Annotated in this window: 12 protein-coding genes and 1 tRNA gene; 6 read left to right on the forward strand and 7 right to left on the reverse strand. The window is 71.5% G+C overall.

Annotated elements, in window-relative coordinates:
* Window positions 1-112: 112 nt before the first annotated feature.
* Window positions 113-1,009 carry a uracil-DNA glycosylase gene (locus RC1_RS15230; RefSeq protein ID WP_012568326.1) on the forward strand — a complete coding sequence of 299 codons (897 nt, stop codon included), beginning with the start codon at window positions 113-115 and terminating at the stop codon, window positions 1,007-1,009.
* Between the two features lie 48 nt (window positions 1,010-1,057).
* Window positions 1,058-1,594 carry a molybdenum cofactor biosynthesis protein B gene (moaB, locus tag RC1_RS15235; protein ID WP_012568327.1) on the forward strand — a complete coding sequence of 179 codons (537 nt, stop codon included), beginning with the start codon at window positions 1,058-1,060 and terminating at the stop codon, window positions 1,592-1,594.
* Here moaB and RC1_RS15240 read toward each other — a convergent pair.
* From RC1_RS15240 to RC1_RS20310, 3 genes are read right to left on the reverse strand one after another with little or no spacing between them, the layout of a single operon-like run.
* Complete coding sequence (locus tag RC1_RS15240) at window positions 1,591-2,217, reverse strand: TIGR04282 family arsenosugar biosynthesis glycosyltransferase (protein ID WP_012568328.1); 627 nt, start codon at window positions 2,215-2,217, stop codon at window positions 1,591-1,593. The genes moaB and RC1_RS15240 overlap by 4 nt on opposite strands.
* Entirely contained in the window at window positions 2,214-2,924 is a 711-nt protein-coding gene (locus RC1_RS15245; RefSeq protein WP_012568329.1) for a TIGR04283 family arsenosugar biosynthesis glycosyltransferase, read from the reverse strand. Before RC1_RS15245 ends, RC1_RS15240 begins: the two co-directional genes overlap by 4 nt.
* A 30-nt stretch (window positions 2,925-2,954) precedes the next feature.
* Window positions 2,955-3,959 carry a DUF2218 domain-containing protein gene (locus RC1_RS20310; protein ID WP_012568330.1) on the reverse strand — a complete coding sequence of 335 codons (1,005 nt, stop codon included), beginning with the start codon at window positions 3,957-3,959 and terminating at the stop codon, window positions 2,955-2,957.
* A gap of 328 nt (window positions 3,960-4,287) precedes the next feature.
* Here RC1_RS20310 and RC1_RS15255 point away from each other — a divergent pair, with 328 nt between their 5' ends.
* Together RC1_RS15255 and ftsE are read left to right on the forward strand one after the other, a co-directional pair.
* Window positions 4,288-5,166, forward strand: a complete 879-nt coding sequence (locus RC1_RS15255; RefSeq protein ID WP_012568331.1) for a hypothetical protein — start codon at window positions 4,288-4,290, stop codon at window positions 5,164-5,166.
* 115 nt (window positions 5,167-5,281) lie between these two features.
* A complete protein-coding gene (gene ftsE, locus RC1_RS15260) occupies window positions 5,282-6,049 on the forward strand; it encodes a cell division ATP-binding protein FtsE (protein WP_012568332.1) in 768 nt (255 codons plus the stop codon).
* 4 nt (window positions 6,050-6,053) lie between these two features.
* On the opposite strand, the gene RC1_RS15265 is transcribed toward ftsE, so the two are convergent.
* On the reverse strand, window positions 6,054-7,211 hold the full coding sequence (locus RC1_RS15265; protein WP_012568333.1) for an SEL1-like repeat protein: 1,158 nt from the start codon (window positions 7,209-7,211) through the stop codon (window positions 6,054-6,056).
* Between the two features lie 165 nt (window positions 7,212-7,376).
* Here RC1_RS15265 and RC1_RS15270 point away from each other — a divergent pair.
* Together RC1_RS15270 and RC1_RS15275 are read left to right on the forward strand one after the other, a co-directional pair.
* Window positions 7,377-7,451, forward strand: a tRNA-Gln gene (locus RC1_RS15270).
* Between the two features lie 182 nt (window positions 7,452-7,633).
* The gene (locus RC1_RS15275) at window positions 7,634-9,607 is read left to right on the forward strand and encodes a hypothetical protein (protein WP_012568334.1); all 1,974 of its coding nucleotides are present in this window, start codon (window positions 7,634-7,636) and stop codon (window positions 9,605-9,607) included.
* 80 nt (window positions 9,608-9,687) lie between these two features.
* Here RC1_RS15275 and gltB read toward each other — a convergent pair whose 3' ends face one another.
* The 3 genes from gltB to RC1_RS15290 are packed head-to-tail and all read right to left on the reverse strand — an operon-like array spanning window position 9,688 to window position 16,423.
* Window positions 9,688-14,244, reverse strand: coding sequence for a glutamate synthase large subunit (gltB, locus tag RC1_RS15280; RefSeq protein ID WP_012568335.1), 4,557 nt, complete (start codon window positions 14,242-14,244; stop codon window positions 9,688-9,690).
* A gap of 11 nt (window positions 14,245-14,255) precedes the next feature.
* Window positions 14,256-14,903, reverse strand: a complete 648-nt coding sequence (locus RC1_RS15285; protein ID WP_012568336.1) for a glutathione S-transferase family protein — start codon at window positions 14,901-14,903, stop codon at window positions 14,256-14,258.
* 56 nt (window positions 14,904-14,959) lie between these two features.
* Window positions 14,960-16,423 (reverse strand): NAD(P)-dependent oxidoreductase, encoded by a 1,464-nt coding sequence (locus RC1_RS15290; protein WP_012568337.1) that lies wholly within the window; start codon window positions 16,421-16,423, stop codon window positions 14,960-14,962.
* Between the last annotated feature and the right edge of the window lie 386 nt (window positions 16,424-16,809).

A 16,809-nucleotide genomic window follows, 5' to 3' on the forward strand; every position in this document is an offset into this window, starting at 1 on the left:
CCAGCGTGGATTTATCGTTGCCCTGGCCCTGTTACCCTGGCCTCCGGCGGGAAATGATTCGGTATGGTGAACGGCTGATGTAGAAGCATAGGAGCGATGGCAGGGTCAAACCATGATTGAACTGGGGCAGAGTGTCGCGGCCCTCCGCTTTCTGGCGGAGATCGGGGCCGACGAGGCGGTGAACGACCGGCCGACGGACTGGACGGCGATCGCCGCCCGCGGGCGTGCCGTCGGGCCGGAGACGGACCGTCCGTCCGCTGCCGTGCCGCCCCGCGCTCCCGGCCCGGCCCGGCCCGGGGCCGCCCGCCCCGCCGCTTCCGGTCCGGCCACCGCCGGGGCCGTGTCCGCGTCGCCGCCGCCGCTGGGAGCGGCGGAATCCTCCCAGACCGCCCGTGCCGCGGCCGCCGCGGCCGCCACCCTGCCGGAGCTGAAGGCGGCGCTCGCCGCGTTCGAGGGCTGCGCGCTCCGCCACACCGCCACCAGTCTTGTCTTCGCCGACGGCGATCCGGCGGCGCGGGTGATGCTGGTGGGGGAGGCGCCGGGCGAGCAGGAGGACCGGCAGGGCCGGCCCTTCGTCGGGCCGGCCGGCCTGCTGCTGGACCGGATGCTGGCCGCCATCGGGCTCGACCGCAGGGCGGACACGCCCGACCGGGCCGTCTACATCACGAACGTGGTAAACTGGCGGCCCCCTGGAAACCGCAGCCCGACGGACGGGGAGATCGCGGCCTGCCTGCCCTTCGTGCAGCGCCATATCGACCTGGTGAACCCGGCGGTGCTGGTCTTCCTCGGCGGCATCAGCGCCAAGTCCCTGCTGCAGCGGACGGAGGGCATCACCCGCCTGCGCGGGCGCTGGTTCGACTACGCCAGCCCCGGCCTGTCCCGGCCGCTGCCGGCCCTGCCGATGCTGCATCCCGCCTATCTGCTGCGCAATCCGGCCGCCAAGCGGGAGGCGTGGAAGGATCTGCTGGCGTTGCAGGAGCGGCTGGAGGCGCTGGACGCCGGCCGCTGATCCGTGCCACCCCTGCCGTCCGATCCCCCAGCCCCGGGAGCCGCGCCCATGGCCCGCATCGACGAAAGCCGTCCCTTCCTGCCGGTCAACATCGCCGTGCTGACCGTCTCCGACAGCCGCGACCTCGCCGACGACCGCTCCGGCGACACGCTGGTGGAGCGGCTGACCGGGGCCGGCCACCGGCTGGCCGGCCGTGCGCTGGTGAAGGATGACGTGCGGGCGATCGTGGACGTGCTGCGCGGCTGGATCGCCGACCCGGCGGTGGATGTCGTGATCTCCACCGGCGGCACCGGGCTGACCGGCCGCGACGTGACGCCGGAGGCGTTCGAGAGCCTGTTCGAGAAGCGCATCGACGGCTTCGGGGAGCTGTTCCGCCAGCTCAGCTACGACCAGATCGGCACCAGCACGATGCAGAGCCGGGCCGTCGGCGGGGTCGCCGGCGGCACCTATCTGTTCGCCCTGCCGGGCAGCCCCGGCGCCTGCCGCGACGGCTGGGACCTGATCCTGAAATGGCAGCTCGACAGCCGCCACCGCCCCTGCAACCTGGTGGAGCTGATGCCCCGGTTGCAGGAGCATCCGGGCTAGGGTCTCGACCGCGCCGTCCGCCGCCAGCGGCGCAGGGACTCCCGGTCGTCCAGGTCGGCCAGGGGATCGGCCAGTTCCGTGGTCAGGCCCGCCCGTGCCAGCCGTTCCCGGCTGTCGGCCAGGGCCTGCGGGCTCGACCAGCGCACCCCGGCCAGCAGGTCGGTGCGCCGCGGCGGGCGGCGGAAGCCGATCAGCCAGTAGCCGCCGTCCTCGGACGGGCCGAACACGGCGTCCGCCCGCCGCAGCCGGGCCAGCGCCCCGGCCACGGCCGCCGCCGTGATCTCCGGGATGTCGCCGCCCACCAGCACCGCCGGCCCCCGCCTGCGTCCGCCGGGACCGCCCGCGAGCCCGCGCAGCATGCGCTCGCCCAGGTCGCCGTGCCCCTGCGGCCGTGTCTGCCAGGGCCGCGTCTGGCAGGGCCGCGGCCAGCCGGTCAGCGCCCGGTCGGGCGCCACCGCCAGCACGCAGTCCCAGCGCGGGTCGCGGCCCAGCCGGCGCAGCGTCGCGGCCAGACAGGCGCGGTAGATCCGCAGCGCCTCCGCCTCCCCGACGCCGCGGGCCAGCCGGCGTTTCACCCGGCCCAGGCGCGGCGCCTTCGCCAGCACGACGACCCGCGGCCTCATCCGTACACCCGCGCGATCAGCCGGGGCGGCACGCCCAGGTGCCAGAGGGCGAGGCAGCCCAGATTGCGGGCGGAGCGGCGCCACCAGCCGTCGCGCCGCCAGCGCGCGGCCGAGGTGACGGCCGCCGCCCCCAGCGGCACCAGCCGCCGCCGGCCCAGCCGGCGTACCAGATCCACATCCTCCATCAGCGGCAGCGGCCGGTAGCCGCCGACCGTCCCGTACAGGCGGCGGGACAGCAGCAGCCCCTGGTCGCCGTAGGGCAGGGCCAGCACCCGGCAGCGCCACGCCACCAGCCGCTCCAGCCGGCGGGCCTGGGGCTCCGCCGCGTCCAGGACGAAGCGGAACCAGCCGGCGCGGGCGCCGGCGTCCGGCCGGGCCAGGAAGGCCATGACGGCATCGGTCCAGCCGGGGGCGGGCACCGTGTCGGCGTGCAGGAACAGCAGCCAGTCGCCTGTCGCCGCCCGCGCCCCGGCCGCAAGCTGGATGCCGCGTCCCCGCGCTGCCGTCAGGACCCGGCACCCGCGGGCGGCGGCCAGCGCCGCCGTGCCGTCCGCCGAACCGCCGTCCACGACGACGATCTCCGCCCCCGGCCAGCCGGACAGGGCGTCCAGCGTGGCCGGCAGGGCGGCGGCGGCGTCCAGCGCCGGGATCACCACCGAAAGGGCGGGGGGCGCCGGGGCCGGGGGAAGGGGCGGGGCGGGCGGCATGGTCCCGCCCTTATGCCGTGGCCCGCCCGGTCAGTCCACGGCGCGCCAGTCCGGCGTGCCCAGCTCCTCGCGGAAGGCGAAGCGCCGGAGATGGTCGATCACCACCTCCTGGAGCCGTTCCAGCGTGGCCGCATCCTGGGCCGTGACCGTGATCCCCAGCCCTTCGGGCGTGGCGGTCAGCGCGCAGCTGTTGCCGTCGCCGAAGGGGATGTCGCCGGTCGTCTCGTCGAAGCGGACGTCGAAGCGGTGGCTCCAGTGCTTGCAGAGCTGGGTCAGGTAGCGCGCGGCATTGGCCGTCGCGATGGTGGCCGTGGCGCGGACCATGGCGGTGTCCTCCGGGGCGGTCGTCGGCAGGGCCTCGATCGCCGCGGCGGCGGCGTTCAGGGCGGCGGCGGCGGCGGCGATCTCCTGCGCCGTCAGCGACGGGCGGGACAGGCGGCCGGCCAGGGCGCGCTTCAGCCCGTCCATGGCCGCCTCCACCTCCGGGATGCCGCGGTGGCGGTCGCGGACGCTGCGGGCACGCTGCAGCGCCGTTTCCACCAGCGGGCGGTTCTCCTCCAGGAACAGCGCGCCGGCCGGGGTCAGGGTGTAGGGCTTGCGGCCGCCCTCGCTCTCGTCACGGGCGACATAGCCCAGATCCTCCAGCAGGCTCAGGGTCGGGTACATCATGCCGGGGCTGGGGCTGTAGGCGCCGCCCAGCAGGTCCGACATGGCGCGGATCAGCTCATAGCCGTGGCGCGGCTTCTCCGACAGCAGGTGCAGCGCCAGCAGGCGCGGGTCGCCCTGGTCCAGCAGCCGGCCGCGCCGGCCGCCGCCATGCCGGCCGCCACGGTGCCCGCCCCAGGACCCGCCCCAGGGACCGTCACCGGGTCCGCCCTCGCCATGTCCGCCGCCAGGGCGCCCGCCCCCCCGATGCCCGCCCCCGCGGGGTCCGTCGCCATCGCCGAAGCCGTGGGCGAAACGGCGGCCGGGCAGGCCGCAGCGACCCGCCCGGCCGCCCATCGCAAAAGCCTTCATCATCATCATCTCCCTCATGGGATCCTCGTCGCTTCAGAATTCGATATGACGATGAATAGATATATCTAAACTCTGCCGGACGCAAGTCCGGATCGGGTACCACCAGGGACCCGATGGCTGCGGTGATGCGGCGGTGGTGTGAAATTTGCCGGTCGGCTGTTGCCTGTGGCGACCAGCGGCGTTGATGCAGGGCAGAAATCCGAGTAACGATTCGCCGCCGACCAGAGGGGGACCTATGCCGACCGGGGTACGCCGAAAATCGGCGCGCGCACCGTCGAAGGGGGCGACGGTCCCGCGGCGGACGAACGACGGACAGCCGCCCGCACGCGAGCAGGAGACACAAGGAATGACCCGCACATTCATTTCGATGGCGAAGACGGGTGGACAGGGCAAGACCCTGGTGGCCCAGATGCTGGCGTTGCAGCACGAGATCAAGGGCGTGCCGGTGAAGCTGGCCGCCGCCGACAGCGACACCCTCAACCAGCGCTCCAAGTTCGGCCGGCTGTTCCCCAATGTGAAGGAACTGGGCATCGGCGAGGACCTCACGAAGGTCAAAAGCTCGACCGACCCGAACCTCGCCATCAAGTACTGGGACGAGTTCGGCCGTACCCTGCTCGACGGCGGTTTCGTCATTGATGTCGGCGCCAACGTGGCGGCCGAGCTGTTCGCCTGGGCCGAGGCGCGCAATGCCGGCGCCCTGCTGCGCCGCCGCAACACCGCCCCGCTCGACCTGATCGTCGCCACCAAGGCGGAGTCGCAGGCGATCGAGGATGCCCGCGCGCTGTTGCAGTACAGCTTCGACAAGAACGAGTGGCTGCCGTTCGCGCGCCGCTTCGTCGTGCTGAACGAGGTCGCCGGCGGTTTCAGCCGCTACGAGAACGATCCCGCCTTCAAGCGTCTCAAGGCGTTCCAGGGCATGGGCGTCGGCCTGATCCAGATGAAGCGCTGCGAGTCGGACATCTGGGGCCTGCTGGAGAAGGAGTTCATCTCCGTCCGCGACGCACTGAAGCTGAACGAGGTCGATCTGGAGAAGCGCTACGGCATCGATGTCTGGACCGGCCATGGCGGCCTGACCGACCTCAAGGCCTGGGCGGCGGAGACCCTGGCCGCGTTCGAGCGTGCCGGCCTGATGCCCGGCGCCCAGCTCGGCGCCCAGTTCGGCACGCCGCCGGCCGGCATGCCGGCAAACCCCCAGCCGGAGCCCCTGGGCCTCGGCAGCAACTGACCGGCCGGGCGCGGAACACCCCGCCCGCCGCACCTGTTCCGCCGTTCCCGCTCCCTGACCTGTCCGCCGGCAGGTCCGGGGCGGGGATGGCGCGCTTCCGGGGGGATGTGGAACCTTGGTCCGGTTCGAGAATGTGGGCCTGCGCTACGGGACGGGGCCCGAGGTGCTGCGCGACATCAGCTTCGAGCTGGCGGCGGGCTCCTTCCATTTCCTGACCGGCCCCACCGGGGCCGGCAAGTCCAGCCTTCTGAAGCTGCTGACCCTGTCCGAGCGGCCGTCGCGCGGGCTGGTCAGCCTGTTCGGGCAGCAGCTTTCCACGCTGCCGCGCGGCACCCTGCCGGAGCTGCGCCGGCGCATCGGGGTGGTTTTCCAGGACTTCCGCCTGCTCGACCACATGACCGTGTTCGACAACGTGGCGCTGCCGCTGCGCATCGCCGGCACCGGCGACCGCCGCATCCAGGAGGCGGTGACGGACCTGCTGGCCTGGGTCGGGCTGGGCGACCGCATGCACCTGCTGCCGCCGGTGCTGTCGGGCGGCCAGAAGCAGCTTGTCGCCATCGCGCGCGCCGTCGTCACCAGCCCCCAGCTCATCGTCGCGGACGAGCCGACCGGCAACATCGACCGCGAGATGTCGCACAAGATCATGCGGCTGTTCATCGAGATGAACAAGCTGGGCACCACGGTCGTCGTCGCCACCCACGACATGTACCTGGTGGACCGCCTGCAGAAGCCGGTGCTGGAACTCTATGAGGGCAAGCTGGCGGAGGCGTCGTGGTGGCTGTCGCCCGACCGCGCCGGCCGGCCCGCGCCGGAGGCGGCGCCGTCCGGACCCGCCGTTGCACCGTCCGACCCGCAGGACACCCTGCGGGACCCGTTGTTCTGAACCGTCAGGAGCGGGTACCGTCCGCGGCCCGGATCTGCTCCAGCAGGGCCGCCGTGGCGCGGCCGTCCACCGTCAGCCGGCGGTCCTTCTGGAAGGCCCGGATGGCCGCTTCGGTGCGCGGTCCGGTCAGCCCGTCCGCCCGGCCCATCGGATAGCCCAGGGCCTTGAGCCGGCGCTGCACCTCCGCCACCCCGGCGCGGTCCAGGGGCCGCGGGCCGCTGTCGCCCTCATCCCCGGTTCCGGCCGCGGCGGGGGACAGCGCCGGCAGGGCCGCCGCGACCTCGACATTGCGGCCGCCGTCGGCCAGCCGCTTCAGCGCGGCCATCGCGGTGCTGTCGCCCTCGGCGGCGGCCTGGGCGTACCAGGCGGCGGCCGTCTCCAGGTCGGGGGCGCCGTCCACCCCCTGTTCGTACAGGATGCCGAGCATGAACCGCGCCCGCTCCACGCCGGCGTCGGCCGCCAGCTCGAACCACTGCGCCGCCAGTGCCGGGTCGCGGTCCACCGCGGCCCCTTCGGCGAACAGCAGGCCCAGATCGTACATCGCCTCGGCATGGCCCAGCTCGGCCGCCTTCACGTACCAGTCCAGCGCCCCGTCCATGTCCACCGGCAGGCCCAGCCCGCCGCGGTTCAGCGCCGCCAGCGACCAGCAGGCGTCCGCCTCTCCGGCCGCGGCGGCCTTCTCGTACCAGTAGAGCGCGCGCGGCAGGTCCGCCTCGCCCTCCAGCGAGCCGGAGGAGAGCCGGTCCGCCAGTTCGAGCTGCGCCGCCGACTCTCCGGCGCTGGCGCGCGCCTCCAGGGTCAGCAGGGCAGGGTCGGCATTGGCAGGGAGCGGCCGGGCCCCCGCGGCGGCCAGGGCCGCGGCGGTCGCCGCCGCCGCCGGTGCGGCCCGGGCGGTGCGCTTCTTCGCCAGGGTCTTCGCCGCCGGTTTTCCGGCCGCCTTGGCGGCCGCGGTCCTGTTCGACGCTTTCGCGGCCTGGGGCTTCTGCGGCTTCGCCGGGGCCGGCTTCGCGGCCTGGGGCTTCTGCGGCTTCGCCGCGGCCGGTCTGGCCGGCGGGACGGGCTTGGCGGGACCGGACGGTTTCGCCACTGTCTCCGCCCGGGCGGGCAGGGCGGGGGTGGCGGCCAGCAGGGTGCAGATCAGAACGGCCAGACTCCGGCGCATTGCCGGCGTACTCCACGATTGCGGGGGGCAGGACGACCGCACCCTAGCATGAATGCTTCCGGCGGCCACTCTGCCGATGCCCCGGAAACGGCGGATTTCCGTGACATGCACGGGCCGTTGCGCGGACGGGCGAGTCCGGGTATAACCCCCGCCTCCCGCCGCGGATGGGGCGTCGCCAAGCGGTAAGGCAGCGGTTTTTGGTACCGCCATTCCCAGGTTCGAATCCTGGCGCCCCAGCCAGCCCGATCATGCCCGGCCCTTGACGCCTGTCGCTCCCCCTTCCGCGTGAGCGTCAAGCGTGTGCGGGGACCTGCCACACCTGATCCGTCACACCTGATCCTTCACGCCTGACCCGTCACAGCCGGGCCGGGCGCGCGTCTTCCCTGGGGGGTGTGCCGCCCCCGGCGGGGACGGAGGGACGGGTGCCGGTCACGGTCGTGGTGATGAACGCCGGGGAGGCGGCCGAGATCCGCATCCGGCTGGTGGACGAGTTCAGCGGCGCGCCCCTGCCCGGTGTCGTGCTGACCCTGACCCCAAGCGGGGTCTCGGTGAAACTTGCGCTGGCGAGTGTCACCACGGACAAGGAGGGAACGGCCGTGCTGGGCCGCGGCAGCTTCGCGGCGGTGCAGTTCAAGCTCTCCTTCGATCTGCCGGGCTACTACGTCACGGGCGAGAGATTCGTGCCGGGGCCGTACACGTCCAGTGCGGTGGCGGCCCCGCTGGAGAAGAGCATCGCCCTGACCGTCGGCCTTGCGCCCCTGGTGCCGACGCTGCCGGGCGACGCCGCCACCGTGGCGACCGGCGTGCTGACGACGCAGAAGCTGATCCGGGTCGGCGTCGATGTCGGCCCCAACCTGGGCAACCAGGCCGCCGCCCTCCTGCTGCTGCGGAACCTGCGCCGGCTGGGCTATGCCGGGCCGATCGAGGTCCTGCTCGACCCGGACCCGACCCTGGACCATTTCGAGCTGACCGGGCTGGCGATCCTTGCCACGCCGCGGGGCAACGACGATGCGGGCTGCTGCACCGCGGTCGCCAATGCCTGCGCCACGGCGGCGGGGCTGGTGCCGACCCGGGTGCAGACGAAGACCGGCACCGACCCGCTGCAGGTGGAGGTCGTCTTCACCGACAACACGAACGGGGAGGAGCATTACGACAAGCCGTTCCTCCAGGCGATCTTCACCAACCTGCCCGCCTGTTCCAGTTTCGTGGGCACGACCCCGGCCGGACAGAAGTATGGCTGGAACCGCCCGCTGGAGAACCCGCCCATGGACCCGGCCCGGGTCTGCTTCACCGTCCGGATCGAGAGCGTGGCGGAGATCAGCGTGCGGGACAAGGTGGCCCTGCTCGATCCCGGCTACGCCACCAATCCCCTGTACGGGAAGAACACGAGCTTCGTGGCCAAGCCGGCGTTCGATACCGATCCCGGCGCGACGCCCTGCCTGGGCCTGATCGCGGCGTCGGAACGGTCCTTCCCGGAGACGGACGCCTACCGCCGGGAGATTCTGCGGACCCCCGCCCTGATGCTGTTGCAGCCCTACTGCTGGTATCCGCACCTGCGCTGCCTCTGCGCCGACGGGCGGCCCCCCTGGCCGCTGCCGCTGCCGCTGGACACGGCCTATCTGATCGACCCCATCGAGCCGCAGGACTATGGCGCCATCCTGGACGGGCTGGCCGACAAGGGCGTGGCGGCGTTCCTGGACGCCTTCGTGGCGGCAGCACTGAAGGGGAAAGGGAAGGGGGCGATCTGCCCCATGACGGTCTACGGCATCCATCAGGCGCCGGACCCGGCCGTCGCCCTGACGAACATCCTGGCCGGGCTGGCGGCGGTCGCGAAGGGGGCCGAGCTTCCGGCGCCGGCGGTGCCGCTGGTCATCTCCAAGATGGATGTGGCGCCGGTGGTCCAGCAGTGCGGCGGCCGGCCCGTCGCCCTCACGGACCCCCAGGCCCTGGCCATCCTCACGGAGATCCTGGAGACGGGGCCCGGTGCCTCGCTCGTGGTCTTCCACACGCCCCCGGCCCTGCCGCAGCCCGTCTTCCAGATCCTTGTCCAGATCAGCCGTTTCCCGGTGATCCTGGAAGGCGCCAACACCGCCAATCTGGTCCAGATGCTGGCGACGCCGTACCTGTCCGTGAAGACCACCTACACGCCCTATCCCGTGATCCCCGGCGGGGAGAAGGCGGTCACGGCCCTGAACGCCCTGACGGCGGTCGTCACCGACCCCGGCCTGTCCGACAGGCCGGAGGATCTGGCGATGCTGGCCGGCTACTTCCGCGACTGCTGCATCTACGGCAGCGCCTTCGGCAACTACTTCGGCACGGTGCGGGACCGCGCCCGCACCGACGGCCTGGACGAGTTGCTGCTGGCGCTGTTCTGCTTCCACAACGCCATGCAGTGACGGGCCTTGAAGGGAGCGCCGCCCGACGGAACCCGGGGCGGGCTCCGTCGGGATGATCCGCGCGCGGGACGGCCCGCCGCCTATTCGGCGCTCAGCGCCTGGGGCGGGACGACGGGGACCTTGAGCCGGTTCAGCATCTCCTTCGGCACCACCTGCCAGAAGCGGCCGCGCACCAGCTCCCAGTCGTTCAGCAGGCGGCTGGCCCAGCGGCTGCCCGTCTCGGCCACATGCTCCTCGATCAGTTCCTTCAGCAGGGACTCGTAGTAGGAGACCTGGAGGCGCTGGTAGATCACGCTGTCGCCGTTGACCGACTTCGGAAAGCCGCCCTCCTCGTCATAGACGAAGGCCATGCCCCCGGTCATGCCGGCGGCGAAGTTGTCGCCGACCCGGCCCAGGATCACGGCGGTGCCGCCGGTCATGTACTCGCAGCCGTTGGAGCCGCAGCCCTCCACCACCACGACGGCGCCGGAATTGCGGACGGCGAAGCGCTCACCCGCCTGCCCCGCGGCGAACAGCTTGCCCGCCGTGGCGCCGTACAGCACCGTGTTGCCGATGATGGTGTTCTCGTTCGACTTCAGCGGGCTGGCGGTCAGCGGCCGGACGACGATGGTGCCGCCCGACAGGCCCTTGCCGACATAGTCGTTGGCGTCGCCGAACACCTCGATCTTCAGCCCCTGCACGGCGAAGGCGCCCAGCGACTGCCCGGCCGAGCCGCGCAGCCGCACCGTGGCGTGGCCCGGCTGCAGTCCGGTCATGCCGAACTTGCGGGTGATCATGGCGCTGAGCCGCGTGCCGATCGCCCGGTGCGTGTTCTGCACATTGTACTGGAGCTGGGTCTTCTCGCCGTCCTCGAACAGCGCGCGGGCGTCCTTGATCATCTGGGCGTCCAGCGTGTCCGGCACCTCGTTGCGGCCGACCAGGGTGCAGTAGCGGGCGTATTCGCCCGGGTCCGCCTGGGCCAGCAGCGGGTTGAGGTCCAGATCGTCCAGATGGGCGGCGCCGCGGCTGACCTGATGCAGCAGGTCGGTCCGGCCGATCACCTCGTTCAGGCTGCGGAAGCCCAGCGAGGCCAGGATCTCGCGCACCTCCTCGGCGATGAAGCTGAACAGGTTGACGACCTTCTCCGGCGTGCCGGTGAACTTCTGCCGCAGCGTCTCGTCCTGCACGCAGACACCGACCGGGCAGGTGTTGGAGTGGCACTGGCGCACCATGATGCAGCCCATGGCGACCAGGGCGGCGGTGCCGATGCCGAACTCCTCCGCCCCCAGCATGGCGGCCATCACGATGTCGCGGCCGGTCTTCAGCCCGCCGTCGGTGCGCAGCACGACGCGGTGGCGCAGCCGGTTCAGCACCAGCACCTGCTGCACCTCCGACAGGCCCATCTCCCACGGCACGCCGGCGAACTTGATGGAGGTCTGCGGCGAGGCGCCGGTGCCGCCGTTGTGGCCGGAGACCAGGATCACGTCGGCGCCGGCCTTGGCGACGCCGGCGGCCACGGTGCCGATGCCCGAGCGGGCGACCAGCTTCACGCAGACCTTGGCGTCGGGGTTGATCTGCTTCAGGTCGTAGATGAGCTGCGCCAGATCCTCGATGGAGTAGATGTCATGGTGCGGCGGCGGGCTGATCAGGGTGACGCCCGGGGTGGAATGGCGCAGCCGGGCGATCAGCTCCGTCACCTTGAAGCCGGGAAGCTGGCCGCCCTCGCCGGGCTTCGCCCCTTGCGCGACCTTGATCTCGATCTCGCGGCACTGGTTCAGATACTCGGCCGTGACGCCGAAGCGGCCCGAGGCGACCTGCTTGATGGCGCTGTTCCAGTTGTCGCCGTTGCGGTCGGGCTTGAAGCGCGCCGGGTCCTCGCCGCCCTCGCCGGAATCGGACTTGGCGCCGATCCGGTTCATGGCGACGTTCAGGGTGCCGTGCGCCTCGGGGCTGAGCGCCCCCAGCGACATGCCCGGCGTGACCAGCCGCTTGCGCAGGCTGGTGATGCTCTCCACCTCGTCCAGCGGCACGGCGCCCTGCGACGGCTTGAAGTCCAGCAGGTCGCGCAGGGCCAGCGGCGGGCGCTTGTGGATGCCTTCGGAGTACTTCTTGAAGGTGGAATAGCTGTCGGTGGCGACGGCGGTCTGCAGGGTGTGGATCAGCCCGCCCTCCCAGGCGTGGCGGTCCCCCCCCTTGCGGAACTTGTAGAAGCCGCCGACCGGCAGGGCCACGACCTCCTCGTCCCAGGCGACCTTGTGCTGTTCCAGCACCTCCTCCTGGATGCCGATCAGGCCGATGCCGCTGATGCGGCTGACCATGCCGGGGAAGAAGTCCGCGACCAGGCTGCGCGACAGGCCGACCGCCTCGAAGTTCAGGCCGCCGCGGTAGCTGCTGATGACCGAGATGCCCATCTTGGACATGATCTTCAGCAGGCCGTCGTTCACCGCCTGCTTGTAGCGTTGCAGGCACTGCTCCAGGGTCAGCTCCCCGAACAGGCCGCGGCGGTGCCGGTCGGCGATGCCCTCCTGCGCGACATAGGCGTTCACCGTGGTGGCGCCGACGCCGATCAGCACGGCGAAGTAATGGGTGTCCAGGCACTCGCCCGAGCGCACGTTCAGCGAGGTGAAGGTGCGGAGCTGCTGCCGGATCAGGTGGGTGTGGACGGCGCCGGTCGCCAGGATCATGGGGATGGCGGCGCGCGCCGGCCCCATGCGCTCGTCGGTCAGGATGACATGGGTGGCGCCGCCGCGCACCGCATCCTCCGCCTCCTGGCGGACGCGGCGCAGGGCGTCGCGCAGGGCCGTCTCGCCGCCCTTGGCGTCGAAGGTGCAGTCCACCTCCGCCGCGGTGTCGCCCATGTAGCCGCGCATGGCGCGGAATTCGGCCGTGGTCAGCACCGGGCTGTCGAGCTGGAGCAGGCGGGTCTGGCTCGCATCCTCCTCCAGGATGTTGCCCAGATTGCCCAGCCGGGTGCGCAGGGTCATGACCCGGCGCTCGCGCAGGCTGTCGATCGGCGGGTTCGTCACCTGGCTGAAATTCTGCCGGAAGTAATGGTGCAGGCCGCGGTACTTCTCCGACAGCACGGCCAGCGGGCCGTCGTCGCCCATGGAGCCGATGGCTTCCTTGGCGTCCTCCACCATCGGGTGCAGGATCGTCTCCAGATCCTCCAGGGTGACGCCGTAGGTGGTCTGGCGCCGGCGCAGCTCCTCCTTGCTCAGCTCCGCGGGCTCCACGGGGGCCTGCTTCACCAGATCGTCCAGCACGGTGATGTTCTTCACCCAGGTGCCGTAGGGACGCTGCGCCGCCAGCTTGTCCTTGATCTCCCGGTCCTTGTAGAGCCGGCCCTCGGCCAGATCGACGGCGATCATCTGGCCCGGCCCCAGCCGGCCCTTCTCCACCACCGTCGGCTCGTTGACCTTGACCATGCCCGCTTCGGAGCCGGCGATCAGCAGCCCGTCGCCGGTGACGACGTAGCGCATCGGGCGCAGGCCGTTGCGGTCCATGCCGCCCATGACCCAGCGGCCGTCATAGATGGCCAGCGCCGCGGGGCCGTCCCACGGCTCCATCACCGCGTTGACGTAGCTGTAGAGGTCCTGGTGCTCCTTCGGCATGGTCTCGGTGTGCGACCACGCCTCCGGCACCAGCATGGTCTTCGCCATGGGGGCGGAGCGGCCGGCCTTGACCAGCAGCTCGAACACGGAATCGAGGGCGGCGCTGTCGGAGCCGCCGGCCGGGATGACGGGCTTCACGTCCTCGACATGCGGGCCGAGGATCTCGTTGTCCATCCGCGTCTCGTGCGCCTTCATCCAGTTGACGTTGCCCTTCAGCGTGTTGATCTCGCCGTTGTGGGCGAGGGTGCGGAAGGGCTGCGCCAGCCACCAGGTCGGGAAGGTGTTGGTCGAATAGCGCTGGTGGTAGATGGCGAAGTTGGACTCGAAGCGCGGGTCCAGCAGGTCCGGATAGAAGGCGGTGAGCTGTTCCGCCAGGAACATGCCCTTGTAGATGATCGAGCGGGCGGACAGCGAGCAGATGTAGAAGCCGACCACCTGCTCCGCGATCACCGCCTTCTCGATGCGGCGGCGGATGATGTAGAGGTCGCGTTCGAGCTGGTCGGCCTCCTTGCTGCCGGCGGCGACCGGCTTCGGCGTGCCGATCATGATCTGCTCGATCTCCGGCCGGGAGGCGTTCGCCTTCTCCCCGATCACCCCGATGTTGATGGGGACCTGGCGCCAGCCATAGATGGTGTAGCCCCACTTCAGGATCTCGGTCTCGACGATGGAGCGGCAGCGCTCCTGCGCCTCCAGGTCGGTGCGCGGCAGGAACACCTGCCCGACCGCGATCAGGCCCGCCGGCTCGGGATGGCCGGTGCGGCCGACATGCTCGCGGAAGAAGGACTGCGGCACCTGGACATGGATGCCGGCCCCGTCGCCGGTCTTGCCGTCGGCATCCACCGCGCCGCGGTGCCAGAGTGCGCGCAGCGCGTCGATGGCGCGCTCCACCACGGCGCGGCGGGGGGCGCCGTCCAGGGCGGCGATGAAGCCGACGCCGCAGGCGTCGTGCTCGGCCGTGTCGATCTGCCCTTCCGTCTCCAGCAGGGCTCGGTTCCGCGCATAGTCGCGCGCGAAGATCTCACCGGCGTTGCGGATGTCGTCGGTCATGGCGGGCCCCGTCAGGCAAGAAGGTCAGGGTCGAAGGGCACGTCCGTGCCCGTCGGGTCGGTGATGCGGATATGGCCGGGCTGTGCCGCGAAGCGGTCCAGCCAGCGCAGCACGGCCGGGAAGCGGTCCAGCTCGAACCCGCCTTCCTCGGCCACATGCGTGTAGGCGTAGAGCGCCACGTCGGCGATGGTGCAGCGGTCGCCCACCATCCAGTCGTGGCGCATCAGGTGCGCCTCCATCTGGCGCAGGGCGGCGTAGCCCTGCTCCCGCTTCAGCACCAGGGCGTGGACGCGCTCCGGCGTCATCTCGAAGCGGTGGGTGATCCAGAAGCGCGCCGTGGCGACGTTGGGTTCGTGGCTGTACTGCTCCCAGAACAGCCATTGCAGCACGGCCGCCTTCTCGCGCCGCCCGTCCGGCCAGAAGGGCGTGCCCTCGGCCAGCCAGCGCAGGATGGCGTTGGATTCGGCCAGATGGTCGCCCGGCCCCAGCCGCAGCACCGGGACACGGCCGTTCGGGTTGACCGCCAGGAACTGGGGCGTGCGGCTGTCGCCGCGGTCGATGTCCAGCTCCACCCGCTCATGCGGCAGGCCGAGCTGCGCCAGCATCCAGCGCACCTTGTAGCCGTTCCCGGAGGAGAGGTTGTCGTAGAGCCGGAGCATCGGGGGCCTTCCGTCGGGCCGCCGGGCGGCGTGGAGACCGTCCGGCAGGAGGGAACTCACGCGGCGACCGCGGCGGCGGAGGCCGGCTTCCCGCCCGTTGCCGCCTTGGCCTGGATGTAGTGGTGGATGCTCTCCGCCGCGTCGCGGCCGTCGCGGATGCCCCAGACGACGAGGCTGGCGCCGCGCACGATGTCGCCGGCGGCGAAGACGCCGTCCAGGTTCGTCATCAGGGTGCGGTGGTTGGCCTGCACCGTGCCCCAGCGGCTGACCTTCAGGGTCGGGTCACCGAACAGGGTGGGCACGTCCTCCGGGTCGAAGCCCAGGGCCTTGACGACCAGATCGGCCTCCAGCGTGAAGCCGCTGCCCTCGATCGGGGTCGGCGTCTGCCGGCCGGTGGCGTCGGCCACGCCCATGTGCATGCGGTGGGCGCGGACATGGGTGACATGGGAATCGCCCAGGAACGCCTCCGGCGCCGCCTGCCAGACGAACTCCGCCCCCTCCTCCTCGGCGTGCGCCACCTCGCGCTGGGAGCCGGGCATGTTGGCCCGGTTGCGGCGGTAGAGGCACTTCACCGAGGCGGCGCCCTGGCGGATGGCCGTGCGCACGCAGTCCATGGCGGTGTCGCCGCCGCCGATGACGACGACGTTCTTGCCGTGGGCGTTCAGCATGCCCGTCTCGAAATCCACCACCGTGTCGCCCAGCCCCTTGCGGTTGCTGGCGGTCAGGTAGTCCAGGGCGGGGATGATGCCGTCCAGCCCGGCGCCGGGGCCGCCCAGGTCGCGCGCCTTGTAGACGCCGCAGGCGATCAGCACCGCGTCATGGCGCAGGCGCAGATCCGTCAGGCTGGCGTTGCGGCCGACCTCGAAGCCCAGATGGAAGCGGACGCCGGCCTGCTCCAGCAGGGCGCCGCGGCGCAGCACCACGTCCTTGTCCAGCTTGAAGCTGGGAATGCCGTAGATCAGCAGGCCGCCGATGCGGTCGTAGCGGTCGTAGACATGCACCTCGTAGCCCTTGCGGCGGAGCTGTTCCGCCGCGGCCAGCCCGGCCGGGCCGGCGCCGATGATGCCGACGCTGCCGGCGCGCTCGCGCACCGGCTGCACCGGCTTCACCCAGCCGCGTTCCCAGGCCGTGTCGGTGATGTACTTCTCCACCGCGCCGATGGTGACGGTGCCGTGGGTGGACTGCTCGATCGTGCAGTTGCCCTCGCACAGCCGGTCCTGCGGGCAGATGCGGCCGCAGATCTCGGGGAAGTTGTTGGTCGCCTGGGAGACCTCGTAGGCTTCCTCCAGCCGGCCTTCCGCCGTCAGCTTCAGCCAATCGGGGATGTTGTTCTGCACCGGGCAGTGGACCTGGCAGAAGGGCACGCCGCACTGGGAGCAGCGGCCCGCCTGCTGCTTCGCCGCGGCGTCGCTGAAGCGGGCGTAGATCTCCTGGAAGTCCTGCCGGCGCAGGGTGGCGTCCCGCTTGTCGGGCATCCGTTGCCCGGTGTGGACGAAGCCCAGCATCTTCTGCGTCGCCATGGCGGCTTTTCCCCTTGTCGCGCCGCCGCGGCGGGCCGCCACGGCGTCCGGTCTGTCGATCCGGCGGTTATCTGATCCGGCGGTTGGTCGATCCGGACGGGGCAACGGCACTGCCCGTTCCCGCCCCTGGGGGTTCATATAAAACCAACGCCCTGGCCGGGCCAGCACTTTTTCGCCAATACGTCAGCAATACTGACCAAATAGCGGTGCATGTCTGGCCTGCGCGCCTCTGTTGCAAATGAGTTTCGACTGCAGCGGGCGGCAATGGGTCCGATCCGGACCTATCGTCCTGGGCGCCCGACCGCAGTCTGCGCCCTCCGGGGTGCCTGCGCCGCGCGCTCCGTTGCCGCGTGCCCCCGGCCCCGCTACCGCTGCACTGCACGCGC

This window comes from Rhodospirillum centenum SW (assembly GCF_000016185.1).
Lineage (GTDB): Bacteria > Pseudomonadota > Alphaproteobacteria > Azospirillales > Azospirillaceae > Rhodocista > Rhodocista centena.

What these genes read in the sequence shown, in the direction of transcription:
- RC1_RS15230 (WP_012568326.1), top strand. Translation starts at nt 113, where the DNA reads ATGATTGAACTGGGGCAGAGTGTCGCGGCCCTCCGCTTTCTGGCGGAG.
- moaB (WP_012568327.1), top strand. Translation starts at nt 1,058, where the DNA reads ATGGCCCGCATCGACGAAAGCCGTCCCTTCCTGCCGGTCAACATCGCC.
- RC1_RS15240 (WP_012568328.1), bottom strand. Translation starts at nt 2,217, where the DNA reads ATGAGGCCGCGGGTCGTCGTGCTGGCGAAGGCGCCGCGCCTGGGCCGG.
- RC1_RS15245 (WP_012568329.1), bottom strand. Translation starts at nt 2,924, where the DNA reads ATGCCGCCCGCCCCGCCCCTTCCCCCGGCCCCGGCGCCCCCCGCCCTT.
- RC1_RS20310 (WP_012568330.1), bottom strand. Translation starts at nt 3,959, where the DNA reads ATGAGGGAGATGATGATGATGAAGGCTTTTGCGATGGGCGGCCGGGCG.
- RC1_RS15255 (WP_012568331.1), top strand. Translation starts at nt 4,288, where the DNA reads ATGACCCGCACATTCATTTCGATGGCGAAGACGGGTGGACAGGGCAAG.
- RC1_RS15265 (WP_012568333.1), bottom strand. Translation starts at nt 7,211, where the DNA reads ATGCGCCGGAGTCTGGCCGTTCTGATCTGCACCCTGCTGGCCGCCACC.
- gltB (WP_012568335.1), bottom strand. Translation starts at nt 14,244, where the DNA reads ATGACCGACGACATCCGCAACGCCGGTGAGATCTTCGCGCGCGACTAT.
- RC1_RS15285 (WP_012568336.1), bottom strand. Translation starts at nt 14,903, where the DNA reads ATGCTCCGGCTCTACGACAACCTCTCCTCCGGGAACGGCTACAAGGTG.
- RC1_RS15290 (WP_012568337.1), bottom strand. Translation starts at nt 16,423, where the DNA reads ATGGCGACGCAGAAGATGCTGGGCTTCGTCCACACCGGGCAACGGATG.